The 24,379-nt window shown below is 65.7% G+C and carries 20 protein-coding genes; 7 read left to right on the forward strand and 13 right to left on the reverse strand.

Annotated features, from left to right (window positions below):
- Nucleotides 1–123: 123 nt before the first annotated feature.
- Nucleotides 124–3,921 carry a multifunctional oxoglutarate decarboxylase/oxoglutarate dehydrogenase thiamine pyrophosphate-binding subunit/dihydrolipoyllysine-residue succinyltransferase subunit gene (locus E3N85_RS14875; RefSeq protein WP_134464440.1) on the forward strand — a complete coding sequence of 1,266 codons (3,798 nt, stop codon included), beginning with the start codon at nucleotides 124–126 and terminating at the stop codon, nucleotides 3,919–3,921.
- A 492-nt stretch (nucleotides 3,922–4,413) separates the two neighbouring features.
- Here the strand turns inward: E3N85_RS14875 and E3N85_RS14880 are convergent, their stop codons facing one another.
- Both E3N85_RS14880 and E3N85_RS14885 read right to left on the reverse strand, forming a co-directional pair.
- Entirely contained in the window at nucleotides 4,414–4,656 is a 243-nt protein-coding gene (locus tag E3N85_RS14880) for a zf-HC2 domain-containing protein (protein WP_134464442.1), read from the reverse strand.
- Nucleotides 4,653–5,384 (reverse strand): sigma-70 family RNA polymerase sigma factor, encoded by a 732-nt coding sequence (locus E3N85_RS14885; RefSeq protein ID WP_241978533.1) that lies wholly within the window; start codon nucleotides 5,382–5,384, stop codon nucleotides 4,653–4,655. The genes E3N85_RS14880 and E3N85_RS14885 overlap by 4 nt, the downstream gene beginning before the upstream one ends.
- Nucleotides 5,385–5,438: 54 nt before the next feature.
- Between E3N85_RS14885 and aroA the strand changes: the two genes are divergently transcribed.
- The 3 genes from aroA to bcp are packed head-to-tail and all read left to right on the forward strand — an operon-like array spanning nucleotide 5,439 to nucleotide 8,480.
- Complete coding sequence (gene aroA, locus E3N85_RS14890) at nucleotides 5,439–6,800, forward strand: 3-phosphoshikimate 1-carboxyvinyltransferase (RefSeq protein WP_134464444.1); 1,362 nt, start codon at nucleotides 5,439–5,441, stop codon at nucleotides 6,798–6,800.
- Nucleotides 6,801–7,961, forward strand: coding sequence for a ribosome small subunit-dependent GTPase A (gene rsgA / locus E3N85_RS14895; protein ID WP_134464446.1), 1,161 nt, complete (start codon nucleotides 6,801–6,803; stop codon nucleotides 7,959–7,961).
- 39 nt (nucleotides 7,962–8,000) lie between these two features.
- Entirely contained in the window at nucleotides 8,001–8,480 is a 480-nt protein-coding gene (bcp, locus tag E3N85_RS14900) for a thioredoxin-dependent thiol peroxidase (protein ID WP_134464448.1), read from the forward strand.
- A gap of 46 nt (nucleotides 8,481–8,526) precedes the next feature.
- On the opposite strand, the gene E3N85_RS14905 is transcribed toward bcp, so the two are convergent.
- Nucleotides 8,527–8,976, reverse strand: a complete 450-nt coding sequence (locus tag E3N85_RS14905; RefSeq protein ID WP_134464450.1) for a hypothetical protein — start codon at nucleotides 8,974–8,976, stop codon at nucleotides 8,527–8,529.
- Nucleotides 8,977–9,169: 193 nt separating this feature from the next.
- On the opposite strand from E3N85_RS14905, the gene E3N85_RS14910 reads away from it, so the two are divergent.
- Nucleotides 9,170–9,418, forward strand: a complete 249-nt coding sequence (locus tag E3N85_RS14910) for a WhiB family transcriptional regulator (protein WP_035837005.1) — start codon at nucleotides 9,170–9,172, stop codon at nucleotides 9,416–9,418.
- 187 nt (nucleotides 9,419–9,605) lie between these two features.
- On the opposite strand, the gene E3N85_RS14915 is transcribed toward E3N85_RS14910, so the two are convergent.
- The 4 genes from E3N85_RS14915 to E3N85_RS14930 form a co-directional block, all read right to left on the reverse strand.
- A complete protein-coding gene (locus E3N85_RS14915; RefSeq protein WP_134464452.1) occupies nucleotides 9,606–11,099 on the reverse strand; it encodes a sensor histidine kinase in 1,494 nt (497 codons plus the stop codon).
- Nucleotides 11,100–11,127: 28 nt separating this feature from the next.
- Complete coding sequence (locus E3N85_RS14920) at nucleotides 11,128–12,378, reverse strand: regulator (protein WP_134464454.1); 1,251 nt, start codon at nucleotides 12,376–12,378, stop codon at nucleotides 11,128–11,130.
- On the reverse strand, nucleotides 12,378–13,016 hold the full coding sequence (locus E3N85_RS14925) for a hypothetical protein (RefSeq protein WP_134464456.1): 639 nt from the start codon (nucleotides 13,014–13,016) through the stop codon (nucleotides 12,378–12,380). The genes E3N85_RS14920 and E3N85_RS14925 overlap by 1 nt, the downstream gene beginning before the upstream one ends.
- A 75-nt stretch (nucleotides 13,017–13,091) precedes the next feature.
- Nucleotides 13,092–13,730, reverse strand: a complete 639-nt coding sequence (locus E3N85_RS14930; RefSeq protein WP_134464458.1) for a hypothetical protein — start codon at nucleotides 13,728–13,730, stop codon at nucleotides 13,092–13,094.
- Between the two features lie 93 nt (nucleotides 13,731–13,823).
- Between E3N85_RS14930 and E3N85_RS14935 the strand changes: the two genes are divergently transcribed.
- Nucleotides 13,824–14,252 (forward strand): Rv3235 family protein, encoded by a 429-nt coding sequence (locus E3N85_RS14935; protein WP_134464460.1) that lies wholly within the window; start codon nucleotides 13,824–13,826, stop codon nucleotides 14,250–14,252.
- A gap of 72 nt (nucleotides 14,253–14,324) precedes the next feature.
- Here E3N85_RS14935 and secA read toward each other — a convergent pair whose 3' ends face one another.
- The 6 genes from secA to mtrA all read right to left on the reverse strand — a co-directional run bounded on the left by secA (nucleotide 14,325) and on the right by mtrA (nucleotide 23,055).
- The gene (secA, locus tag E3N85_RS14940; RefSeq protein ID WP_134464462.1) at nucleotides 14,325–17,132 is read right to left on the reverse strand and encodes a preprotein translocase subunit SecA; all 2,808 of its coding nucleotides are present in this window, start codon (nucleotides 17,130–17,132) and stop codon (nucleotides 14,325–14,327) included.
- Nucleotides 17,133–17,269: 137 nt separating this feature from the next.
- Entirely contained in the window at nucleotides 17,270–17,974 is a 705-nt protein-coding gene (gene hpf / locus E3N85_RS14945) for a ribosome hibernation-promoting factor, HPF/YfiA family (RefSeq protein WP_134464464.1), read from the reverse strand.
- An 86-nt stretch (nucleotides 17,975–18,060) separates the two neighbouring features.
- Nucleotides 18,061–18,798 carry a ComF family protein gene (locus E3N85_RS14950; RefSeq protein ID WP_134464466.1) on the reverse strand — a complete coding sequence of 246 codons (738 nt, stop codon included), beginning with the start codon at nucleotides 18,796–18,798 and terminating at the stop codon, nucleotides 18,061–18,063.
- A gap of 153 nt (nucleotides 18,799–18,951) precedes the next feature.
- Nucleotides 18,952–20,688, reverse strand: a complete 1,737-nt coding sequence (locus E3N85_RS14955) for an LpqB family beta-propeller domain-containing protein (RefSeq protein WP_166783972.1) — start codon at nucleotides 20,686–20,688, stop codon at nucleotides 18,952–18,954.
- Nucleotides 20,681–22,351, reverse strand: coding sequence for an MtrAB system histidine kinase MtrB (mtrB, locus tag E3N85_RS14960; RefSeq protein ID WP_134464470.1), 1,671 nt, complete (start codon nucleotides 22,349–22,351; stop codon nucleotides 20,681–20,683). Before mtrB ends, E3N85_RS14955 begins: the two co-directional genes overlap by 8 nt.
- Before the next feature lie 23 nt (nucleotides 22,352–22,374).
- Nucleotides 22,375–23,055, reverse strand: a complete 681-nt coding sequence (gene mtrA, locus E3N85_RS14965) for an MtrAB system response regulator MtrA (protein WP_134464472.1) — start codon at nucleotides 23,053–23,055, stop codon at nucleotides 22,375–22,377.
- Nucleotides 23,056–23,206: 151 nt separating this feature from the next.
- On the opposite strand from mtrA, the gene E3N85_RS14970 reads away from it, so the two are divergent.
- On the forward strand, nucleotides 23,207–24,361 hold the full coding sequence (locus tag E3N85_RS14970) for a glycerophosphoryl diester phosphodiesterase membrane domain-containing protein (RefSeq protein ID WP_206751249.1): 1,155 nt from the start codon (nucleotides 23,207–23,209) through the stop codon (nucleotides 24,359–24,361).
- Nucleotides 24,362–24,379 lie beyond the last annotated feature (18 nt).

Raw genomic sequence — 24,379 nt, forward strand, 5'->3', positions numbered from 1 at the left:
GGTTATGCAGACTGACCTGGCGGTCGACATCGTCAGCGACAGGCTCATGAAAGCTCAGATTGACCCGGCGACCGACCTCGCCGAGGGCATCCAAATTCAAAGCAGAGAGTGGGCGATCCCACGGTGTCAGGCCAGGTAACCGGTGGAGCTTCTGACGAAACAACGTCGGGCGAATTCGGAGCAAACGAGTGGCTCGTTGACGAATTGTATGAACGCTATTTGATCGACAAGACGTTGGTTGATGAATCGTGGTGGCCGGTGCTCGAGAGCTACCACCAGACCGCGCACACCCCGACGGTCGCCCCGGCGGCCGTATCGGCACCATCCGCTCCCCCGGCACCATCCGCTCCCCCTGCAGCAGCGCTCGCAGCAGCAGCGCCGGCAGCACCGCTGGCGCAGGCCGCTCCCGGCGGCGCCGCTCCGGTTCCCGTCACCGAGAACCAGCCGACGGCCCGCACCACCTCGAGTGCGCCGAAGCCGACCCCTGTTCCAGCCGATGCCCCCGTCACGAGCCCGCAGGCTGTCGTCGTCGACACGTCCGCGCCGGTCAGGCAAGACAAAGTCGCGCCGCTGCGCGGAATGGCAAAGTCACTCGCGACCAACATGGTGACGAGCCTGACCGTACCAACCGCCACGAGCGTGCGCACGATTCCGGCCAAGCTGCTCATCGACAACCGCATCGTCATGAACAATCACATGAAGCGAGCTCGTGGCGGCAAGGTCTCCTTCACGCACTTGATCGGGTGGGCGCTGATTCGTGCACTCAAGATGTTCCCCAGCCAGAATGTCTACTACGACGAGGTCGAGGGCAAGCCCTCGGTCGTCGCCCCCGCCCACGTCGGCATGGGACTGGCCATCGACATGCCCAAGCCCGACGGCACCCGCGCCCTGCTGGTCCCGGCAATCAAGCGCGCTGACACGATGACGTTCGGCGAGTACCTCGCCGCCTACGAAGACCTCGTCACCCGGGCACGGCAGAACAAGCTCACCGCGGACGACTTCGCCGGCGCAACCCTGTCTTTGACCAACCCGGGCGGTATCGGCACCGTGCATTCGGTGCCGCGCCTCATGAAGGGCCAGGGCTGCATCATCGGTGCCGGCGCCCTCGACTACCCCGCCGAGTTCCAGGGATCGAGCGTCAAGACCCTCACCGGCCTGGCCATCTCGAAGACCATCACCCTCACGAGCACCTACGACCACCGCGTCATCCAGGGAGCCGGTTCGGGCGAGTTCCTTAAGATCGTGCACGAGCTTTTGATCGGCCAGCACAACTTCTACGAAGAGATCTTCTCAGCGCTGCGCATCCCGTACGACCCGATCCACTGGGCACCGGATATCAGCGTCGACCTCGCGAGCGCCGTTGACAAGACCGCTCGCGTACAGGAACTGATCAACTCGTTCCGCGTGCGCGGCCACCTGATGGCCGACATCGACCCGCTCGAGTACTCACAGCGCAGCCACCCCGACCTCGATATCGCCACGCACGGGCTCACCTTCTGGGACCTCGACCGGTCCTTCGTGACCGGCGGTTTCGGAGCGAAGCGCCAGATGCTGCTGCGCGACATCCTGGGAGTGCTGCGCGACTCGTACTGCCGCACCACCGGCATCGAGTACATGCATATTCAGGACCCGGCGCAGCGCAAGTGGGTGCAGGAGAAGATCGAGAAGTCGTACGTCAAGCCCACCCACCACGAGCAGATGCGCATTCTGGCCAAGCTCAACGAGGCCGAAGCCTTCGAGACGTTCCTGCAGACCAAGTACGTGGGGCAGAAGCGCTTCAGCCTCGAAGGCGGCGAGTGCACCATTCCGCTGCTCGACACCATTCTGCAGGGCGCAGCCGAGCAGGGCCTCGACGAGGTCGCGATCGGCATGGCCCACCGCGGCCGCCTGAACGTGCTCACCAATATCGCCGGCAAGACCTACGGTGAGATCTTCCGCGAGTTCGAGGGAACGCAGGACCCGCGCACCGTGCACGGTTCCGGCGACGTGAAGTACCACCTCGGCACGACGGGCATGTTCCGCGGTGAAGACGGTGCCGAGATTCCGGTATCGCTGGCCGCGAACCCATCCCACCTCGAGGCCGGCGACGGCGTGCTCGAGGGCATCGTGCGGGCCAAGCAGGATCGCAAGCCGATCGGCACCTTCTCCACCCTGCCGATCCTCATCCACGGCGACGCCGCGATGGCCGGCCAGGGCGTCGTGCTCGAAACCCTGCAGATGTCCCAGCTGCGCGGCTACCGCACCGGCGGTACCGTGCACATCGTCGTCAACAACCAGCTCGGCTTCACGACCCTGCCGCAGGATGCCCGCACCAGCGTCTACGCGACCGACGTCGCCAAGACCATCCAGGCGCCGATCTTTCACGTCAACGGGGATGACCCCGAGGCCGTCGTGCGCGCGGGAGAACTCGCGTTCGCCTACCGCCAGGAGTTCAAGAAAGATGTCGTCGTCGACCTCATCTGCTACCGCCGTCGTGGCCACAACGAGGGCGACGACCCCTCGATGACCCAGCCGCTGATGTATAACCTGGTCGAGGCCAAGCGCAGTGTGCGCAAGCTGTACACCGAGGCGCTCGTCGGCCGTGGCGACATCACCGAGGAAGAATACGAAGCCGCCCACCGCGACTTCCAGGACCGCCTCGAGCGCGCTTTCCTCGAAACCCACGCCGCGCAGACCGCGTCGATTCCGATCATCACCCCGGAAATGGCCGCCGAGGCCAGGGCCGACGCGGAAGCGCAGGCCAGGGAGGACGCCGCTGGCGAGCCCGAGACGACCGGCGTTCCCGAGAGTGTCATTCAGCTCATCGGCGACGCGTTCAACAACAAGCCAGCCGGGTTCACCGTGCACAGCAAGCTACAGCAGCTGCTGCAGAAGCGCCTCGACATGAGCCGCAACGGCAACATCGACTGGAGCTTCGGCGAACTGCTCGCACTCGGATCGCTGCTGGTCGAGGGTACCCCGGTGCGTTTCGCCGGACAGGATGCCCGCCGCGGCACATTCGTTCAGCGTCACGCGGTGCTGCACGACCGGGTGAACGGCCAGGAATGGCTGCCACTGGCCAACCTGAAGGACAACCAGGCTCGATTCTGGATCTACGACTCGCTGCTGAGCGAATACGCCGCCATGGGCTTCGAGTACGGTTACTCGGTGGAACGCGCCGACGCCCTCGTGCTTTGGGAGGCGCAGTTCGGCGACTTCGCCAATGGGGCGCAGACCATCATCGACCAGTTCGTCTCGTCCGCCGAGCAGAAGTGGGGCCAGCGGTCATCCGTGGTGCTGTTGCTGCCGCACGGCTACGAGGGCCAGGGCCCCGACCACTCGTCGGCCCGCATCGAGCGGTTCCTGCAGCTGTGTGCCGAGGAGAACATGACCGTGGCGCGCCCGTCGACGCCCGCGTCGTACTTCCACCTTCTGCGCCGCCAGGCGTACATGCGCCCGCGCCGCCCGTTGATCGTGTTCACGCCCAAGTCGATGCTGCGCTTGCGCGGCGCGACGAGTTCCGTGGCCGAACTCACCAGCGGCAAGTTCGAGACGGTCATCGACGATGCCCGTATCGTCGACAAGAACGCCGTCAAGCGCGTCTTGTTCATGGCTGGCAAGATCTACTACGACCTGCTGAACGAACTCGAGAAGAACCCGAACCCCGAGATCGCCCTCGTGCGTGTCGAGCAGTTCTACCCGCTGCCCGCCGTCGCTTTGAAGAACGTGGCCGCCCAGTACCCGAATGCCGAACTGGCCTGGGTGCAGGACGAACCGGAGAACCAGGGTGCCTGGCCCTTCTTCTACCTGGAGACCAGCAAGCTCGGCCCGCGCGCCATGCGTCTGTTCTCCCGTCCGGCTTCGGCCTCGCCGGCCGCGGGTTCGGCCAAGCGCCACGCGATCGAGCAGGCCAAGCTGCAACGCGAGGCTCTGACGCTCTAGCCCGGTAGCGGCAACGTGATGCTAGGGAGGGCGACACCGTCACCCTCCCTTGCTGTATCCCCGGCGGACTCGACGCTGGCGCAGCGGCGCTGCCCGCCCGGTGTGAATGCGCCCGGTGTGAATGCGCCCGGTGTGAATGCGCCCGGTGTGAATGCGCCCGGCCGGGACGTGCGTTTCCCGAGTCCGCCGAGGGTTCTCGGCCCGGGCCATCCGAACAGGGGCCCGTTCGCACGGAAAACCGACTCGCAGAGCAGTGTTGGATCAACCCGATGACAACCGACGCGGCCGGTCCGTCGATCGGTCGATCGGTCGATCGCGTTCTACACCGAGGAGCTCGGCTGGCGAGCCGTCGATACCGGGTCAGGATCTGGTCGCTACCCGATGTTCTTCCGCGGCGACGCCGCTATCGCCGGTCCGACCGCGCAGGACCCGTCGCGGAAAGAAAGATTTCGGGACGACCCATCTCGGGCCTTGCAGGCGCAGGGGCGGCGCTTAGTGCGACGCCTGCAGAGCGCGCAGCCTGAGCAAGACCTGGTCGCGCAGGTCTTCGGGCGCGGTCTCCTTGCAGGCACGCTGCATTACCTCGGTCAGGGTGCGCCCGACGAGATGTTCGCTGCTGCAGTCAGAACAATGGGCGAGGTGCTCCTGGATGTCGGCCGCATCGTTCTTGCGCAGTTCGTTGTGCAGGTATTCTTCGAGTTCGGCCTTGGCCTTCTCGCAACCACAGTCGGTCATTTTTGTGTGCTCCTGGATGTTTTCTGGCCTTCGCCCGTGCCCAGCCCGCGCTCAGCCGCGTAGCCGGCCAACAGCTCGCGCAGGAGCCGCCGGCCACGGTGCAGGCGGCTCATCACTGTGCCAATGGGGGTTTTCATAATTTCGGCGATCTCCTGGTAGGAGAACCCTTCGACGTCGGCGAAGTACACGGCGAGTCGGAAGTCTTCGGGAATGGACTGCAGTGCGTCTTTGACGGCACTGTCGGGCAGGTGGTCGATTGCCTCGGCCTCGGCCGAACGTCCCGACATGGCGGTGGTCGACTCGGCGCCGCCAAGCTGCCAGTCTTCCAGTTCATCAATGGTGCCCTGATAGGGCTCACGCTGCTTCTTGCGATACGCATTGATGAAGGTGTTGGTGAGAATTCGGTACAACCACGCCTTGAGATTGGTGCCCTGCTCGTACTGCGCGAACGCGGCAAAGGCCTTCACAAAGGTTTCCTGCACGAGATCTTGCGCGTCCGACGGGTTGCGCGTCATGCGCATTGCTGCCGCATACAGCTGGTCGAGGAACGGCAACGCCTGCTCCTCGAACAATCCGCGGGTCTGCTCGCGCAGTTCAGCTTTTGTCGGTGCGAGTGGTGTGAGTTCTATGTCGCTGCTCGAAAGGTCTTCCGAGTTCACGGGCGTGTCTGAAGTCATCACGGGCAATTCTAGGCTCTTACCCACAGCGAAGGGACGTTCCAGCAGCATTGACACCGTTCTAGATCTCCCTCAGATTGTTATGACCGACTATTCTGATAACCGATGTTGATCTCGAGATATTCCAAGCCGGAGTTTGATCCGTACGGCGACAATTCACCGACCGAAGAGGATGTCTGGTGGCCCGCGCCGACCACGGACGTTCCGTTGCAGGCTGTGCTGGCCCTGCCGGGCTCGAAATCGCTGACCAACCGGGAGCTGGTGGCATCCGCTCTTGCCAGCGAGCCATCTCTGTTGCGGGCGCCACTGCACTCGCGCGACAGCGATCTCATGGTCGACGCACTGCGCCAGCTCGGCGCCACGATCGAGGCCGTTGCCGGCGCCGGCGCGTTCGGCACCGACCTGCGCGTGACTCCGCCAGTCGAATTGCTCGGCTCCACCACAATCGACTGCGGCCTGGCTGGCACCGTCATGCGCTTTCTGCCAGCGTTGGCCGCCCTCGCCCTCGGCCCGACGACCTTCGACGGTGATGCCGGTGCGCGCCGCCGCCCCATGGGACCCATCATCGGTGCGCTGCGGGACCTCGGCGGCGATATCAACGACGATGGCAAGCGCGCGCTGCCCTTCACCGTACATGGCCGCGGAGCGGTCGCTGGCGGCGCCGTGACGATCGACGCCGGCACGTCCAGCCAATTTGTCTCGGGGCTGCTCCTGGCCGGAGCACGCTTCGAGCAGGGGTTGCACCTCACCCACTCCGGCGAGCGGCTGCCGAGCCTGCCGCACATCGAGATGACCATCGAGGTGCTGCGCTCGCGCGGAGTCGTCGTGGCGACGCCGAAGGTCGGCGAATGGATTGTCGAGCCGGGTGAGATCGCCGGTCGCACCGTCGACATCGAACCCGATCTCTCGAACGCCGCGCCGTTCCTCTGCGCCGCGCTCGTATCCGGCGGCAGTGTCACGATCACCGGCTGGCCGAAGACGACCACACAGGTCGGCGCCGACCTGGAGCAGCTGCTCCCGCTGTTCGGCGCTACGGTCACCCGGGCTGGCGACCGGCTCACCGTCACGGGCGGCGAGCACATTCTCGGCGTCGACCTTGATCTCTCCACCGGCGGCGAACTCGCCTGCACCCTCGTGGCCCTGGCCGCCCTCGCCGAGACGCCGAGCACCATCACCGGCATCGGGCACATTCGCAATCACGAGACCGACCGTCTCGCCGCACTGGCCACCGAGATCAACCGACTCGGTGGCCAGGTCACCGAGCTGCCCGATGGCCTGCACGTCGAGCCGGCCCCCTTGCACGGCGGCCAGTGGCTCAGCTACGCCGACCACCGCATGGCAACGGCCGGTGCGCTCATCGGCCTGCGAGTGGCCGGTGTCGAGGTCGAAAACATCGGCACGACCGCCAAGACCCTCCCCCAGTTTCCCGAGCTGTGGCACACTCTGATCACCGGAACGGCGCTGTAGATGCCCGTCGCGCCGGCCGCGAATGGTCCTGACGATCCCGTCGGTCCTGACGATCCCGTCGGTCCTGACCATTCCACCGGTCCTGACCATACTGACGACCTGGTCGGCGATCCCGGCGATATCTGGTGGGCCTCCCCCGACGACGACGAACCGGAGTTCGACGAGTCGAGCGTGCGTGTGCGTGCCGGACGCAAGGGCAGTAAACCCCGCACGAAGACCAGGCCGGGCCATGAGAATGCGCTGACCGGACGCATCCTCTCGGTTGACCGCGGACGGTATACGGTCATGCTCGACGAGAACCTGCCCACCGAACGCCGCATCACGACCGCCCGAGCGAGCGAACTGCGCAAGAAAGCCGTCGTCAACGGCGACCGCGTCGACATCGTCGGCGATACAACCGGCGCCGAGGGCAGCCTGGCGCGCATCGTACGCCTTGTTCCGCGCGACACCCTGCTGCGACGCAGCGCCGACGACACCGACGCCGTCGAGCGCGTCATCGTCGCCAATGCCGACCAGATGCTGATCGTGGTCGCTGCGGCCAACCCGGAGCCGCGCATCCGTCTGGTAGATCGCTACCTGGTGGCGGCCTATGACGCCGGCGTGAAGCCCATACTGTGCATCACCAAGACCGACCTCGCCGACCCGGCAGCGTTTCTGGCCAACTTTGCCGGCCTCGACCTGCCCGTGTTTCAAAGCGGCGAGGCCGGCATGCCGATCGAGGCTATCTCGGCGGCGCTCATCGGTCACGATACGGTCTTTGTCGGACATTCCGGCGTCGGCAAGTCCACCCTCGTGAACGCGCTGGTGCCGGGCACGAACCGGGCCATCGGTGTCGTCAACACGGTCACCGGCCGCGGGCGCCACACCTCGTCGTCGACGGTGTCGCTGCGCCTCGAAACGGAGGCCGGCCGCGGTTGGGTCATCGACACTCCCGGCGTGCGATCCTTCGGCCTGGGTCACATCAACACCGACAACATTCTAAAGGCTTTCACCGATCTCGCCACGATCGCGGAACGTTGCCCGCGCGGCTGCACGCACCTGCCCGGTTCGCCGGACTGCGCGATCGTCGAGGCGGTCGAGGCCGGTGAACTCGGCGACACCGGCCGGGTCCGTCTGGACTCCCTGCAACGCCTGCTCGCGACCTTCGCGCCCGCCCGCTGAGAAGGAACCCTGATCGCGCGGCGCGGATACGATGGAAGCATGACAGATTCAGCGCGCCTTGCAGTCGGCGACACGGCCCCCCAGTTCACCCTGACCGACCAGGATGGGGCATCCGTTTCGTTGGCCGATTTTGCCGGCAGCAAGGTCGTCGTGTATTTCTACCCGGCCGCGATGAGCCCTGGTTGCACGACCCAGGCCTGTGACTTCCGGGACAACCTCGGCTCGCTCAAATCGGCCGGTTACCAGGTGCTTGGCTTGTCGAAAGATGCTCCGGCCAAGCTCAAGAAGTTCCAGGAGAACGACGCTGTCAACTTTCCGCTGCTCAGCGACACCGACCTTGACGTGCACCGCGCCTACGGTGCCTACGGCGAGAAGAACCTGTATGGAAAGATCGTGACCGGCGTGCTCCGGTCGACGTTTGTCCTCGACGAAGCGGGAATCATCACCCACGCCCTGTACAACGTCAAGGCCACCGGTCACGTCGCGGGCCTGCGCAAGAAGCTCGGCCTCGATTCCTGAGCTCCGCCTGTCCCCGCTGCGGTGACCCGCGCCCGCACGGGACCGGTCAGTCGCCGTCGGGTTCGGGTTCGTGGCTGGTCGCGGCGATCACGCGTGGGTTGAAGACCAGCACGAGCACGATGATCGACGGTAGCAGCAGCGCCCAGCCGACATCAGGCCGGGCGTCAATGCCCTGAAAACTGCCGATAGCGATCATGACCTGCACGAGCTGCCAGGTGACCGCGGCGCCGCGGATCCACGGACGCCTGCGCAACGCACCGACAGTGATCGCGCTGACCCAGACGGCAGCGACCAGGAGGAGGGCTAACAGGGCCAGCGATGCACCGACCGAGTTCGGGGTGGCGATGAGCAGTTCGAGCACCCACCAGGCACTGAAGGCCCACAGGGCGAGCGCTTCCAGGCCGAGGAAAGCAATCAACGCCCCCAACAGGGGGGCGCGGCGAAGCGCCCGGAGATCAATCCAGGCTGGGCGCCCCGCTCCAGAGCCGCTGTTCACAGCGAAAAGCCATACAAAACTATTGATTTGATACCTCTATTATGGGACGATATTTGAGGCCCGGTTGACGCTCACAGGGACGTGAGCTGTTTCAACGCGGTTATCGCGCAGATTCCACTTTCCTGCAACCGGCCGTCACCCCTGCAACTCTGGCCAATCGGCCGTGCACCCATGTAACAAAAGGAGCATCCCTATGGACTGGCGCGATAAAGCTGCCTGCCTCACCGCCGACCCGGAACTTTTCTTTCCGGTCGGCAATACTGGACCCGCCGTGGACCAGATCGAAAAGGCAAAGTCGGTGTGCGCCCGATGCAACGTCACCGAGGTGTGCCTGCAATACGCACTCGAGACCGGTCAGGACTCGGGAGTCTGGGGCGGTCTGAGCGAAGACGAGCGCCGCGCGCTCAAACGTCGCGCCGCACGCGCCCGACGCGCCTCCTAGCGAGCCGCACAACATAAAACGTGAGCCTATGGCCATCCGGTAATCCCGGAGGCCGTGGGCTCGTTTTTTTATGCCCGCCAGCCGCAGTGCGCGGGCGCACAGCGCACCATCCGCTCCCGGTCCGGATGTGACGCACTGGCCCCGGCAGCTACCTACCGTGCGGGCTCAAAACGTACGAGCGGCGAGGTCAGCCTTCCTCCACGAAGCGCAGGGGAATCTCGATCGTCACCTCGGTGCCGCTGCCCATCATGGTGTGCCAGTCGATCGTGCCACCGAGCTCACCCTGAATGAGCGTGCGCACAATCTGCGTTCCGAGGCCCGACCCGACCTTGCCCTCCGGCAGTCCAGCCCCGGTGTCGCGCACCACGACGGTGAGGGTCTCGTCGCTGCGCTGGGCATCGATCGATACCTCACCCTCTCGTCCGGCGAGGCCGTGTTCCACCGCGTTGGTGACGAGCTCGGTCAGCACGAGCGCGAGCGGCGTGGCGTAGGCGCTCGGCAGGGTTCCAAAACTTCCGCGTGATTTGGGGTGCACAATCGTGTTGTGCGAGGATGCGACCTCCACCGTGAGCAGGAGCACGCGTTCGAACACGGCGTCGAAGTCGACGATCTGACTGAGCCCCTCCGACAGGGTGTCGTGCACGACGGCGATGGCCGCGACCCGACGCATCGCCTGGGTCAGTGCCTCCCGCGCTCGATCGGACTGGGTCCGCCGCGCCTGGATGCGCAGCAGCGACGCGACGGTCTGTAGGTTGTTTTTCACCCGGTGGTGAATTTCCCGGATGGTGGCATCCTTGGTGATCAGCTCACGTTCCTGGTGGCGCAGTTCGGTGACATCCCGCGACAGGATGATCGCACCAACCCGTTCGCCGCGATTGCGAATGGGAATCGCCCGCAACGACACCGTCACGCCGCGCGCCTCGATGTCGGTACGCCACGGCGCCCGCCCGGTGACCACGAGCGGCAGCGACTCGTCGACGACGGCAGCGCCGGTGAGCAGGCCCGTGGTGACCTCGGCGAGGGACTCCCCCTCGAGCTCCTCGGCGAAGCCCATGCGATTGAACGCGGAGAGCGCGTTCGGGCTGGCGAAGGTGGTCAGACCGTCGACGTCGAGTCTCAACAGCCCGTCCGACGCGCGCGGTGCGCCGCGACGCGGCCCGGTCGGGGCTCCGAGGTCGGGAAAGTCGCCAGACGCGATCATGGCGAACAGGTCATTGGCGCAGTCGCCGAAGGTCAGTTCCTGGCGGCTGGGTGTGCGCGTCTCACTCAGGTTGGTGTGGCGGGTGAGCACCGCCACCGGGGCATCCGTCACCGCGGAACCGGTTGTACTCAGTCTCCGCAGCACCGGGATCGCGCGCACCCGGGTGGGAGTCTCCTCGTACCAGTCGGGCGCGGTGGTGTCGACGATCTTGGCGGTCTCGAAGGCTTCGGTGACCTGGTTGCGCCACTCCACCTTGATGTGCTGGCCGACGAAGTCGCGGTAGAACAGGGTGGCGGCACTGGACGGGCGCGAGTGCGCGACGGCGACGAAGCTACCAGAGTTCGTCGGAACCCACACCACAATGTCGGCGAAGGCGAGGTCGGCGAGCAGCTGACCATCCGCGACAAGCATGTGCAGCCAGTCCACGTCTTCCGCACTGCTGCGGCCCTGGGCAAGTACGAGATCACTGAGCGTCGACACTCTCCATAGCCTAGGTGTAACTCCGGCCTTATGCCGCCGGAGCTGCCTTGCGGCCGCGCCGCGGCATCCGCTTGGATTCTTCGGCTGGAGCGACGATAAGGTCGTCGAGCACAAAACGACGAATGCTCAGACGAGCCGGAGACTTCGGGCTCGCGTCCCGCAGCGTGCGACCGGTCAACACCGCCGCATCGAGTGCGCCCTGGTCGCACGGCACCAGAATAGGCGACTCGATGCCGCCGAAGCGTAACAGCATGGCCGCTACCTGCCCGCGTGGATTCAAACCGACAGCGCTCGCCCGCACCTGATTCATGACGACGCTGACCGCACTACCCGCGGTAACGTCGGCGAGGTCGCTCCACGCGCGCAAAAACCGGGCCATGCCGACCGGGTCGGCGAGCCCGCAGGCGACGACATGGTCGGCCGCCCGCAAGGCCGTGATGGTGGCAGCATTACGGCGCGGCGCCAATATGTCACTGGTCAGTTCTTCGTCGCTCTCCAGACTGAACCCGGTGTCAATCACCACGTAATCCACCCAGTGCCGCAACGCATCGATGGTGCGGGAGACGCGCTCGGTCGATAATTCCGGCCAGCGCGACGGCCGGCCAAGGCCGGTGAGCACCCAGAAGGCACCCTTGGGCGAGTTGTAGCGTTGTGCGATGCGCTCGAGCTCCGACTGGTTCAAACTGTCGCTGCCGGCCAGCCGGCACGCCGCGGCGAACCCGGGAGCCTCATCGAGCATGCCGAGACTCGGGGCGATCGACGCGCTGTAGGTGTCGACGTCGGCCAACACCACGGTGTGGCCGACGGCGGCGATTTCCGCCGCGATGTTGATGGCCAGCGTGGTGCGCCCCGGAGCGCCGGACGGCCCCCATACCGCGATCACCGAACCGGTGTTGAGCGCGCCGCCAGTGAAGTGCCGCTCCCCTACGCGCAAGGGAAAGACGACGCCCGACACGAGCAGGTCTTCGATCTCCGACCAGTCGCAGGGGATAGCGACTGTTTCGTAGAGGCCGAGCGTGCCGGCGTGCCGGCGTTCCTGTTCCGTCGCGGTGAGGGCGACCACCCGGATGCCGCGTTCGTCGCACGCTGCGATCAGCTGACCGGTCAGGGATTCCCTCCGGCCACTGACCACGACGACGTGGGGCTGCCCGTGCGACAGCGTCTCGAGAAATTCCCGCGCGGTATCGACGCGCGTGACCAGACTGTGCCCACAATCGATGATGTCCGCCAGCATGCGTTGCTCGGTCGCCCGGTCCAGCACGAGGGCGAGTTTGGCCATTACGGCCCCACCGGAGTGTTCACGGGCACGATCGCGAGGGCATCACCGTTCATGATCGCTTCGAGAACCGCACCCACGTTGGTCTTCGGCACGAGCATCTCGACGGATTGACCGTTGTCGGCGGCGATGATGCCGGTCGGTTCGACGATTCGTACGACGGATGCCTGCCCCACCAGGACCGTCGGCGGCGCGTATTCGCTCGGCTCGGTCGCCCGCGCCGACCAAATGTCGACGACGGACCCGGCCACGATGGACGCAGCCAGTCGACCGGGAACGTCGACGACGACACTCGTCGCATCACTTCCCGAGGACGCCGCGACCGCCGACCGAGCGACGAGTTCGCCGGCCAGAATCGTCTGGGTGACCAGCAGGCCACGCTTCAGGTTGGACGCTGGCACGAGGTACAGCTCAGCGGTAACGCCGAGTTGCACGCGGGTCTCGATGAGGTCGGTTGAGCGCAGTTGGTCGCCGACGGTGAGCGTGTGCCGCGCAGTGTAGACCGCCGTGGTTTGATCGCTCCCGACGACAATCGCCCCGACTCCCGCGATCGACGCGACGACAAGCACAAAGCCGATGACGAAGCGGGGGTCAACCCAGAATCGGCGGCGTGTTGTGCGGGTGGGACCGGCTTTTTTCATGCCTTACCTCGCTTGTCTGAATCGGTGGCCTCTATCGTGGCCGACTGCGGCTCATCGCGGAAAAGTTATCCACAGTTATCTGAGCCGAATGGCATGGATCTGCCAGAGCGGTACGAGACGGTAGTGCAGAACTTCCGATGCGCGGCGCAGCGTTCCAAGGGGATGCACCGCCAGATCCAGGTGGTCACGCGCTACCCGGTCGATGGTGCCGACCAGGACACCGCCACGGGTGTCGAGATCCACGGTGCGCCGTCGTCGGCATAGGTCGCGCAGTACAAAGGGAAAGCCGACGCGTTCGATCAGCTTCCCGGTGGCGTCGGACTCGACGGCGAGGGAAATCAGACTCTGCTCCTCGGTGAGCAACACGCCGGCGATGGCCGACAGCGGAATCACGCACTGCACCCGACCGTTCTGCGTATCGAGCAAATCGGCCGCGAGCCAGTCGCGGCCGAGCGTCGTCGGGCGTAACGCGAGGGTCTCTCCGGACACCAGCACAACGCGCAGTCGCAGCGGGTCACCGAGCGCGGCCGAGCGCGCCACGTTACTCAAGCGCGTGCGCAGGGAGAGCTTTTCCAGGCGCTGGCGCTCCTCGTGCAGGCGCAGGTCAGCGGCCTCCGAATGCAGCTCGCGTTCGAGTTGCCCTTCAAGGTCATCAAACAGATCGTCCCAGCGCACACGTCGAAAGTAGCCGACGCAGAGCATTCCCGCTCGCATTGTGCACAGGCTCTATAAGCGCTCGACAGCTTAGAGACGAAGCTGCTTAGGTTTTGCGCCACAGAAGATGCACGTTCGAGCTATGGAGGAACGATGACGCCATCCGGTACCGGCCAATCCCCCGCCCACCAGGGTCGCCACGACGCGCAGCAGATAAGTTCGCAACCGACGCGCATCTCGCACCGGCCCGAGGCGGAGCCGGTGCTGCGGGCCCTCGCCATCCGGGCCGTCGAGGTCATCGCCGGGGCACGAGACCTGGAGCAGCTCGCGCGCTGGGTCACCGACGACGTCTATGCCCACCTGCGTTTTCGCGCATCCATCGCGGCCCGGGCGCGAGCCATCACGGGCGTGGCCGCCGAACGTCCGAGACTCTGGATCGACCACGTGACGACCTGGCCGACCGATACCGGTGGATTTAACGCCGTCATCCTGGTCTACGACAAACGACGGGCGCACGTCGTCTCGTTGCAGCTGGAGGGTTTGGATCAGCGCTGGCAGGCCACCGTCATCGTCGTCATGTGAGGTTCAGGCCCTGAAACGCCGGGACGCCTCGCGAAGCGCCGCAGAGCCCGACCAGCCAACGGATGCCCGACGCTAGGTGGTCTTCTTACCCTGGGAACGGCGCTCGGCCCGGTTCACCGGAGCGTCACCCGCGGTTTTCTGCCCGAACGCTCCGCGCCCGGGCGGGCCGCCTGCGTCGGCCGACTCGTCGTCGCTCGCTGTGACCGTGGTCGAGCGTCGCGCCCGGTCGGTGGCAGCCTGCTGAATCTGGCCGCGCTGGTTGCGCACCTCGACTCCGCCGGAATCGCTCGGGGCGGTGTAGCTCCGCTTCTCCTCGGAGGCGTCGGCCGGGGTGAGCCCCTTGGCCGCGACGACCGGTCCGGCGACGGCACCGGTACCGGCCGTCACCTCGACGTCGAGGTTGAACAGGAATCCGACGGTCTCCTCGCGAATCTGACCCATCATCTGCTGGAACATCGCGAAACCCTCGCGCTGGTACTCCACCAACGGGTCACGCTGGGCCATGGCGCGCAGCCCGATGCCGTCTTTCAGATAGTCCATCTCATAGAGGTGGTCGCGCCAGCGGCGGTCGATCACCGAAAGCACCACGCGGCGTTCCAGTTCGCGCATTGCCGGCGCCCCGAGGGACTCTTCCCGACGCGAGTAGGCGAGCTTGGCGTCGGAGAGGATCTCTCGGCGCATGAAGTCGCGGTTGATCCTGCCCTTGTCGCCGGCCTCCGACACGACCTCGTCGATGGTCAGCCCCACCGGATAGAGGGACTTGAGCTCGGTCCACATCGCGTCGAAGTCCCAGTCGTCGCCGTTGCCATCGCCGGCGTGCACACCGAGCACCTCGTCGATGACGTTGGTGAGGAAGGTTTGGGTGCGCTCGTGCAGGTCGTCGCCCTCGAGGATGTGGCGGCGGTCGCCGTAGATGGCTTCGCGCTGACGGTTGAGAACGTCATCGTACTTGAGCACGTTCTTGCGGATCTCGGCGTTTCGGCCCTCGACCTGCGACTGGGCGCTGCGAATGGCGCGGCTGACGACCTTGGATTCGATCGCCATATCGTCGGGCACGCCCTGGCGGCCCATGAGGGCCTCCGCGGCGCCGGCGTTGAACAGGCGCATGAGGTCGTCGGTGAGTGAGAGGTAGAACCGGCTCTCGCCCGGGTCGCCCTGTCGTCCGCTGCGTCCGCGCAGCTGGTTGTCGATGCGGCGTGACTCGTGCCGTTCGGTGCCGAGCACGTAGAGTCCTCCAGCGGCGATGACTTTCTCGGCCTCTTCGGAGACGTCGGCCTTCACCGCCGTGAACACGTCGTCCCAGGCGATTTCGTATTCGTCGGGGGTTTCGACCGGGCTGAGGCCCTTCGCGTTCATCTGCGCAACGGCGAGGAATTCGGCGTTGCCGCCGAGCATCACGTCGGTACCACGACCGGCCATGTTGGTGGCGACGGTGACCGAACCGAGTCGGCCGGCCTGCGCGACGATTGCGGCCTCTCTGGCGTGGTTCTTGGCGTTGAGCACCTCGTGACGCACGCCCTTCTTGGCGAGCAGGCGTGACAGGTATTCGCTTTTCTCGACGCTCGTCGTGCCCACCAGAACCGGCTGGCCGGCCTCGTGACGCAGGGCGATGTCTTCGACGACCTGGCGGAACTTGGACTCTTCGTTCTTGTAGATCAGGTCGGACTGGTCGATGCGCTGCATCGGCTTGTTGGTGGGAATCGGCACCACACCGAGCTTGTAGGTGCTCATGAACTCGGCAGCCTCGGTCTCGGCCGTCCCGGTCATACCGGAGATCTTCGAGTACAGGCGGAAGTAGTTCTGCAGGGTGACGGTGGCCAGGGTCTGGTTTTCTGCTTTGACGGCGACACCCTCCTTGGCCTCGATCGCCTGGTGGATACCCTCGTTGTAGCGGCGTCCCATCAGGATACGGCCGGTGTGCTCGTCGACGATGAGCACCTCGCCGTTCATGACGACGTAGTCCTTGTCTTTCTTGAACAGGGCGTTGGCCTTGATGGCGTTGTTCAGAAAGGAGATGAGCGGCGTGTTGGCCGATTCGTAGAGGTTGTCGATGCCGAGATAGTCCTCGACCTTTTCGATGCCGGGTTCGAGGACACCGATGGTGCGCTTCTTCTCGTCGACTTCGAAGTCTTCGTCGGCGACGAGGCGCTTGGCCAAACTCGCGAACTCGTTGAACCAGCGGTTCGCTTCCCCCGAGGCCGGTCCGGAGATGATCAGCGGCGTGCGGGCCTCGTCGATGAGGATCGAGTCGACCTCGTCGACGATAGCGAAGTAGTGGCCGCGCTGCACCATGTCGCTGGACTGCCACGCCATGTTGTCACGCAGGTAGTCGAAACCGAACTCGTTGTTGGTGCCGTAGGTAATGTCGGCCGCATACATTTCGCGACGCTGCGCCGGAGTCTGACCGGAGACGATGCATCCGGTCGTCATTCCGAGGGCGCGGAAGACACGACCCATGAGCTCGCTCTGGTAGCTCGCGAGGTAGTCGTTGACGGTGATGACGTGCACGCCTCGGCTGCTGATCGCGTTGAGGTAAGCGGCAGTGGTGGCGACGAGAGTCTTGCCCTCGCCGGTCTTCATCTCGGCGATGTTGCCGAGGTGCAGGGCTGCGCCACCCATGAGCTGCACGTCGAAGTGACGCAGGCCGAGGGTGCGGGTGCTGGCCTCGCGCACGGCCGCGAAGGCCTCGGGCAGCAGATCATCGAGCGATTCGCCGTTGGAGTACCGTTCCCGAAGGGTAACGGTCTCGTTCTTCAGCTCGTCGTCGGTGAGCTCGCGGAAGTCTTCTTCCAGCGCGTTGATGGCTTTCGCGTAGTTTTCCAGGCGGCGCAGGACGCGGCCTTCACCAACACGAAGAACCTTTTCAAGAATTGACGCCACGAATGTACTCCACTAGTCAAACGGTGCATGCCTGCGCTGCGGCAATCCAATCGGACCACCGCAGCGCACGCCTGCGCCTCTCGTCTGGCAGATGCCAGAGCACCGACCTGGTCGGCGGCTAAGGCAATGCTAGTTGGTCAGTTGGCACGCCCGCTGGCAACGAGCACGGCCTCCTGCAGCTCAGAGACCGAACCGTCGAGTTCGATGACTCCGTAGTCCCACCCCTTGCGGCGGTAGACCACACTTGGACGCTTGGTTTCGATGTCCTGGAATAGGTAGAAGTCGTGACCGACGAGCTCCATGAAATAGAGAGCATCGTCAACGGACATGGGGGCCGCCGCGAATACTTTGCGACGGATGACGACGGGGCAGTAGTCTTCCTCGGCGGAGGCTTCGGGGGCATCCGCTTGCACTATTGGGATCGCGCCGGTGCGTACCCGTTCGAGCGTTTTGGCGTCGGCCGGTGTGATGTCGATGACGCTGAAGCCGACGGCGGACGCCTCGTGCAGCGAGGTAGGACGGTGGGCGCCGCCGCGGTGCACCTTCTTGCGGTCTTTGGCACGGCGAACCCGCTCGAGCAGACGACCGAGGGCCACATCGAAGGCGGCGTATTTGTCGGAACCGTCTGCTTCGGCCCGCACCAGCGGGCCCTTGCCGATCAGGGTGAGTTCGACCCGATCGTTGCCAGCGGCAGCGCCGTTTTTCTCGTGGTGGCGGCTGACCTTGATCTCGAGCGCAAGAGCCTTATCGGCGAGGAGGGCGATTTTCTCAGCCTTCTCCGTCGCGTAATCCCGGAAGCGATCCGTGATCCCAAGGTTGCGTCCGACGATGTTAGTTTCCATGACGACCTCCAATTTGGCGGACCGCCCCAAAACCGGGCGATCATTTCGCGCCTTTGTCTCCACCGTAGCCGTGGGAGTCAGATATGTCACAGTATTTGTCGATCAGTTTGCCCAGGGGGCGACGGCTGGGGCTGCCGACGCCGCGTTTCCGCCAGTACCGCCAGGCCGACGACGGTGCCGCCCGCTGCGAACACGGCACGCTGCGCCTCGAGCAGGGTCGCTCCGGTGGTCACAATGTCATCGACGAGGATCAGCCGCCTGCCAACAAGCGATCGTGTCGCTACGAGGCTGTGATCTTTGTTCGCGGCCCGCGCCGCCCGGCCCAGGCCGACCTGGTCGAGGGTCTCCTGGCGCTGTGCCAATACCGGGAACGGATGCAGGCCGGCACGGTGCAGCAGGGCATCGACCGGGTGGTATCCGCGCACCCGCCAGGCCCGGGTGGACGAGGGGATGGTTACCAGCTGGATTCCGGTGCTGCTGGGGCGGCGGGGCGCGGCCTCACTCCGTTGGACAGCGCCGGGGACGGCAGCGAGTGCGGCCACGATGGCCGCTCGCAGCGGTGCGGCGAGCGTGGCGGCGGCATCTGTTCGCCCGCCGTCCTTGTAGGCGGCAATCACATGGCGGGCTACCCCCTCGTAGGTGAGCGCAGCCCAAATACGAGCGTCGTCGCGGGTGACCGGGTGCACGGCAGGCAGCAGCGCCCGTCGGCAGCTCGCGCACAGCGCGCGGTCGACGACTCCGCAGCCGCTGCACTCGGTGGGCAGTACGGTAGCCCACGCATCCCGGGCCGCGCGGGTCAAATAGTCACGCAGCCGTCGGCTCATGGCGTCAGTGTGCCGCCGGCTGTCGGTCGGTGCTGCCCGGCTTCGCTGGCGGTGGAGAATCGGGACGCGACTACTTCAGGGGAGGAGCTGTCGGGTTGGCCGGCGCGCTGCCGACCGCTGGGCGGGCACCGGCCGGTGCTCGTGCGAGCCGGTTTAGCCGCCGATGCCCTGCTGGGTGGCGAGCAGGGTCACGCCGTCGATGCGGGCCTGCCAGCCCGCTCCGCGTTGTACCTCGAGGTTGCCGGTGTCGGTGAGGGTGCGCAGGTCGCGCACCGAGTTACTGCCGACGATGAATCGGCTGCTCGCGGGTGATTCCAGAACGGAGCTGACGCCGCCGATCTGTTGCGCGACGATGCGTGTGTCGCCACTAGGCAGGATGCTCAGCGACGCGACGGTCAATTCATCGATCCAGGTCGCGTCGAGGCCGGTTCCGCCGCCGGACGCCAACAGCACCGGCGCGCCGATTCCGGTCGGCGCTGCACCCGTGCGAGTAATTGAGGCGACGACAAATCGAGTTTCGGTGCCGGTGCCAAGCAGTGCGATTATTCGAGCCCCGTCGCGGGAGATTTTCAGGGCCGTGATCGAGGTGGCTTCTGGCCACGGCGTCGTCAGCACGGTAGCCTCCCCTGCTGGGCTATAGACGACCAGTGCGCTCGGATCGTTTGCCGGCACCGACCACACGAAGCGGTCGTTGTCGATGGACGGCGCGAGCAAGCCCGCGCGCGAATCAAGCAGTTTCGGTTCGTCACCGGCTCGCACGACGTAGACGCCGTCGTTCGCGAGCACGGCAGCCACACCCTGACCCGACGCGAGCGTCACCGCGCTCGGGTCGAGCTGGGCAATCGTGTCGGACAAACCGTCGAGCACGGTGACATTCTGCCCGGTCGCGGCAAGAAAACCGAACTCCGCACCGCGCAGCACGAGCGCCCGGGCGTCGACGCGCGGATCGACGAGCGGAGCCCCAGCATCCAGATCATCGATGGCCTGAGAGTTTTGGTCGATGGTGATCTCCACCGACAGGCCGGCCGGCAGGCTCGCTGCCAGCTGCGCTTTCATGCGTTGGAGGGCTTGCCGGTCGGCGTTGAGCGCTTCGCTGTTCAGGTCGACCATGGCCCGACGCCGAACCACCTGCACGGCGTCGGCCGTGAGTGCGGAGCCTTCCGGGAATGCGGTGGCCACCGCGCCGTCCAACCAGGCACTCGGTCCGTTCAAAACGGCGTTGACGAGTTTGGTGGGAGCGGATGCACCGCGCGGAAACCAACGCAGGTCCGGAACCAGAAACCGAAAGCCCGGGTCGTAGAAGTAGACCGGCTGGGCGCTGAACACGTCATTGAACGTGTTCTCGTCGATGACAGTGCCGTTCGGGGCCGCGCTGATGCGCCACTGGCCGCCGATCTGCTGAAATTCGTAGCGCAGTGGCACCGGGCTGGCGTCGACCTCACGATATTCCCCGGACTGGTCCACCTCGGCGAGCGGTGTGACGGCCACGAGCGTGGCGCTGTCCTCGATGACGGTCAGGGTGCGCCCGGAGCCGTTGTCGACGGTGACCCCCGCGGTGGGATCCCAACTGCTGCGAAAGGCCGGGGTCAGGAATTGGCGGGCGATGTCGTAATTGTTCTCGGGGCTCGAGGAAGCATCGATGAAACCGCGCAGGATGGATTCCGTCGACGCGTCCTTTTGCGGCAGCGCCGGCAGAAAAACCGGGGCCGGATTGTCGTCGGGCGCAATATCGTTGCCGGCGTGCACCACACCGTCGCGTGGAATTCCGGTGCAGGCGCCCAGACCGACGGCGAGGCTGATGGCCACCAGCAGCGCCGGAAGGACGCGCACCGAGCCGTGGCCCCGAACGGCGTGGCCCCGTAACGTGTGGAGCCGTGCTGGACTAGTCATGCGGGCCTCCGCGCATTCCCGGCACATGCCCGGCCTCGCCGATGCCCGCGGCGTCGTCGGGCGGCAGCGGGATCGGCGACGATTCGAGCCGGCCCCGCGTCGTGCGCGGCAGGGTCAACCGAAAACATGAACCCGCGCCCGGACTCGACCAGACCTGCAGCCAGCCGTTGTGCGCGCTCGCGTCTTCGCGGGCGATGGCTAGCCCGAGCCCGGTGCCGCCGATCGTGCGCTGACGAGACGGATCCGCCCGCCAGAACCGGTCGAAGACGTGCGCGACCTCGCCCTGGCTCATGCCCAGCCCGTAGTCGCGCACGGCGAGCGCAACCGCACTCGCGTCGCTGTCGACCGACACCACGACGGGTTTGCCCTCACCGTGCTCGATCGCGTTGCCGATGAGGTTGTGCAGCACCCGGCGGATACGCCGCGGATCGACGTCGGCGTTCAGATACCCTCCCGGCGCCACCAGTCGCAGGTCGCTGCCCTTGGATTCGGCGAGGGAGCGCAGGCTGTCGATGGCATCTTCGGCGAGATGGACCAGGTTGGTCGGCTCGCTTTCCAGTTCTACCGACCCGGCGTCGTAGCGGCTGATTTCGAGCAGGTCGCTCAGCAGCAGCTCAAACCGCTCGACCTGGGTGTGCAGCAGCTCGGCGGTGCGGCCGGTAGCCGGGGGGAAACTCGCCCGCTGGTCGTAGAGCACATCCCCGGCCAGGCGGATGGTCGTCAGCGGCGTGCGCAGTTCGTGCGAGACATCCGACACGAAGCGTTGCTGCACCTCAGAGAGGTCGGCGAGTTCACGAATCTGGCTCTGCAGGCTGTCGGCCATACCGTTGAAGGAGCGGGCGAGGGTGGCGATGACGTCTTCGCCCTTCTCGGGGATGCGCACAGCGAGGTCGCCGGAGGCGAGTTTCTGGCTCGTTTCGGCGGCTACCCGCAGCGGTGTGACGACGAAACGCACGACAATCCACGACACAGCGCCGATCAGCAGAACGAGGGTGACACCGGCCACCCCGAGTGTCTGCTGCACGAAGAGCAGTGTCGCTTCGGCATCCTGCAGGCTGTAGGCGATGTACAGCTCGTAACGGCCGGCCACCGGAACCGCGATCTGCGACCCGACAACTATTCCCGGCATGCTCTCGGCCTCGTTGCCGGTCAGGGTAACCGACTGCCAAAACTGGTCGCCGTCGTTGGCCTGCACCTCGGTGCGCAGATCGGCGCCGATCACCCCGGTGGATTGCCCGAACGTCGACGAATCGAGCGGCGCGACGGTCGACGGATCCTGGCCTGGCACCCGCAGCACGGCGACCAGCCGGCTCGACGAGGTTGCGGAGATCGAGGTGCGCGCCGAGCTGAGTAGGTTTTGCACCTGCACCCGGTCGGTGGCATCGGAGGAGTCGAACAGGCTCTGCGCGGCACTGGTCGCACGGTCCGATTCGAACAGCACCTGGCTGAGCCGAGATTGAAACAAGTCGTTGCCGATGCTGACCGACATGTACACGCCGACGACGAGAATCGCCAGCCCGGAGAGGGCGACCGAAACGGTTATCGTGCGAAATTGCAGGGAAGAACGCCAGGAGGCGCGCACCAGCCTCGGCCAGGCGCGCGGCCTGCTCCAATACGTCAGCTGCGGCACGGTGCCCTGAACCGTTCCTGCGGGTGTCGCCATGCCCTCATGCCGGTCCTGGGTCTCTAGCTGACCGTGCCAGCACGGTAACCGACGCCGCGCACCGTCATGACGATCTTGGGATTGTCGGGATCGTGCTCAACCTTGGCGCGCAGCCGCTGCACGTGTACATTCACGAGTCGGGTGTCGGCCTTGTAGTGGTAACCCCAGACCTGTTCCAGCAACATTTCACGGGTGAAGACCTGCTGGGGTTTCGAGGCGAGGGCCAACAGCAGGTCGAACTCAAGCGGGGTGAGGTTGATCGCGGCCGTTCCGCGGGTGACTTCGTGGCCGACCGCGTTCACCACAAGGTCACCGACGTGGAGGGTGAGCGCGCCGTCCGCGGCAGGCGGGCGCAGACGGGTGCGAATGCGAGCGACGAGTTCCTTGGGATTGAACGGCTTCACCATGTAGTCGTCGGCACCAGACTCGAGGCCCTTGACCACGTCGGTGGTGTCAGACCGCGCAGTCAGCATGATGATCGGTACGCCTGATTCGGCGCGGATCAGCCGGCACACCTCGATGCCGTCGAGGCCGGGCAACATGAGGTCGAGCAGGACCAGGTCGGGCTTCTCGTCGCGAAACGTCTCGAGGGCGAGCGATCCGTCGGCGCAGAACCCCGGGTTGAAGCCCTCCCCTTGCAAAACGATGCCGATCATCTCGGACAGGGCGGTATCGTCATCGATAACCAAAATGCGTGCGGTCATAGTTCTCTTTCCAAAACACAGTCGTCGTGTGTTCCGATTGTGCGCGGGACAGATTGCCCGATGAGTAGGACAAAGTCTGGCATAAGCGTAGCCGAGCGCGCTGACAGAGTGCCTGCGAGCGCATTTCTTGATCGACCTGTGCCAGCATGGAATGGTGACCGACCCCTGGCAAGCCCCCGATGCTTCCGTTCCATTACCCGGCGGGGAGTTTTCGGCGCCCGTCTCGCCGTACCAGAGTGCACCGCACCACAGCGGTGACGCCGGCCGGGGGTGGGCACCTCCGCCCAAACCGGGGCTGATTCCACTGCGACCGATCGGGTTCGGCACGCTGCTCGGTGCGTCGTTCCAGGTGTTGCGCCGCAATCCGAAGGCCACCTTCGGCAGCGGCCTCATCGTGCAGGCGGTGATCATGCTCGTCACCGTCGTCATTATGGGACTCGTGACTCTCTGGGCTCTCGACCGCATCGATAGCGCCCCGTTCGACCAGCGCGATGCCGTCACCGCCGGATCAGTGCTGGCAGGCGCTCTGTCGGCGATCGTTCCGATCGCGCTGTCCGTCATCGCGTCCGCGCTGCTGCAGGCCGTCATTGTGGTCGAGGTGGCCCGCGCCACCCTGGGCGAGAAACTGCGGCTCGGCACCCTGTGGCGCCGGGCGGCGACCCGCCTCTGGCCACTGACCCTGTGGACCCTGCTGCTGACCGTCGCCCTGCTGCTCGGCGTGGCCGTGATCGCCGGTGTCGTCGTGCTGCTGGTGAGCGTCGGCGATGTCGCCGGTATCGTCGCCGGTGTGCTGGTCGGCGTCTTCGGCGGTCTGCTGCTCACGGCAGCGAGCGCATTCCTGTATACCAAAACCAGCGCGGTGCCGAGCCTGATCGTGCTGGAGAAACTGGGCGTGCGGGCATCCGTTATTCGGTCGTGGTCGCTGACCCGCGGCTATTTCTGGCGCACCCTGGGAGTGCTGCTGCTGGTCGGCCTGATCGTGCAGGTGATCAGCCAGATCGTCACCCTACCCGTCTCGTTGCTGTTCGGAGTGGGTACGATGCTGGTCGACCCGACCGGCGCATTGGCCGAGCAATCGTCGATTCTCAGCGTGATCCTCAGCCTCATCATCGCCATTCCGGTGGCGGCGGTCGCAGCCGTCGTGCAGTCGGCAGCCGTCGCGCTCGTCTACCTCGACCTGCGCATGCGCAAGGAGGGCCTTGATCTTGAACTGGCCCGCTTCGTCGAATCGGCCGCGCAGGGCGGCGACGTGCCCGACCCGTATCTGCTGCCGGCCGTTTCCGGCACCGGGCGCCCAGCGGCATGACAACGATGGGCCTAGCGC

It is taken from the genome of Cryobacterium sp. Hz9 (assembly GCF_004402825.1).
Taxonomy (GTDB): domain Bacteria; phylum Actinomycetota; class Actinomycetes; order Actinomycetales; family Microbacteriaceae; genus Cryobacterium; species Cryobacterium gelidum.

What these genes read in the sequence shown, in the direction of transcription:
- E3N85_RS14950 (WP_134464466.1), bottom strand. Translation starts at nt 18,798, where the DNA reads ATGAGCCGACGGCTGCGTGACTATTTGACCCGCGCGGCCCGGGATGCG.
- mtrA (WP_134464472.1), bottom strand. Translation starts at nt 23,055, where the DNA reads ATGACCGCACGCATTTTGGTTATCGATGACGATACCGCCCTGTCCGAG.
- E3N85_RS14935 (WP_134464460.1), top strand. Translation starts at nt 13,824, where the DNA reads ATGACGCCATCCGGTACCGGCCAATCCCCCGCCCACCAGGGTCGCCAC.
- E3N85_RS14920 (WP_134464454.1), bottom strand. Translation starts at nt 12,378, where the DNA reads ATGGCCAAACTCGCCCTCGTGCTGGACCGGGCGACCGAGCAACGCATG.
- E3N85_RS14910 (WP_035837005.1), top strand. Translation starts at nt 9,170, where the DNA reads ATGGACTGGCGCGATAAAGCTGCCTGCCTCACCGCCGACCCGGAACTT.
- bcp (WP_134464448.1), top strand. Translation starts at nt 8,001, where the DNA reads ATGACAGATTCAGCGCGCCTTGCAGTCGGCGACACGGCCCCCCAGTTC.
- E3N85_RS14925 (WP_134464456.1), bottom strand. Translation starts at nt 13,016, where the DNA reads ATGAAAAAAGCCGGTCCCACCCGCACAACACGCCGCCGATTCTGGGTT.
- hpf (WP_134464464.1), bottom strand. Translation starts at nt 17,974, where the DNA reads ATGGAAACTAACATCGTCGGACGCAACCTTGGGATCACGGATCGCTTC.
- E3N85_RS14955 (WP_166783972.1), bottom strand. Translation starts at nt 20,688, where the DNA reads ATGACTAGTCCAGCACGGCTCCACACGTTACGGGGCCACGCCGTTCGG.
- aroA (WP_134464444.1), top strand. Translation starts at nt 5,439, where the DNA reads ATGTTGATCTCGAGATATTCCAAGCCGGAGTTTGATCCGTACGGCGAC.
- E3N85_RS14885 (WP_241978533.1), bottom strand. Translation starts at nt 5,384, where the DNA reads ATGCTGCTGGAACGTCCCTTCGCTGTGGGTAAGAGCCTAGAATTGCCC.
- E3N85_RS14930 (WP_134464458.1), bottom strand. Translation starts at nt 13,730, where the DNA reads ATGCGAGCGGGAATGCTCTGCGTCGGCTACTTTCGACGTGTGCGCTGG.
- mtrB (WP_134464470.1), bottom strand. Translation starts at nt 22,351, where the DNA reads ATGGCGACACCCGCAGGAACGGTTCAGGGCACCGTGCCGCAGCTGACG.
- rsgA (WP_134464446.1), top strand. Translation starts at nt 6,801, where the DNA reads ATGCCCGTCGCGCCGGCCGCGAATGGTCCTGACGATCCCGTCGGTCCT.
- E3N85_RS14970 (WP_206751249.1), top strand. Translation starts at nt 23,207, where the DNA reads ATGGTGACCGACCCCTGGCAAGCCCCCGATGCTTCCGTTCCATTACCC.
- E3N85_RS14880 (WP_134464442.1), bottom strand. Translation starts at nt 4,656, where the DNA reads ATGACCGACTGTGGTTGCGAGAAGGCCAAGGCCGAACTCGAAGAATAC.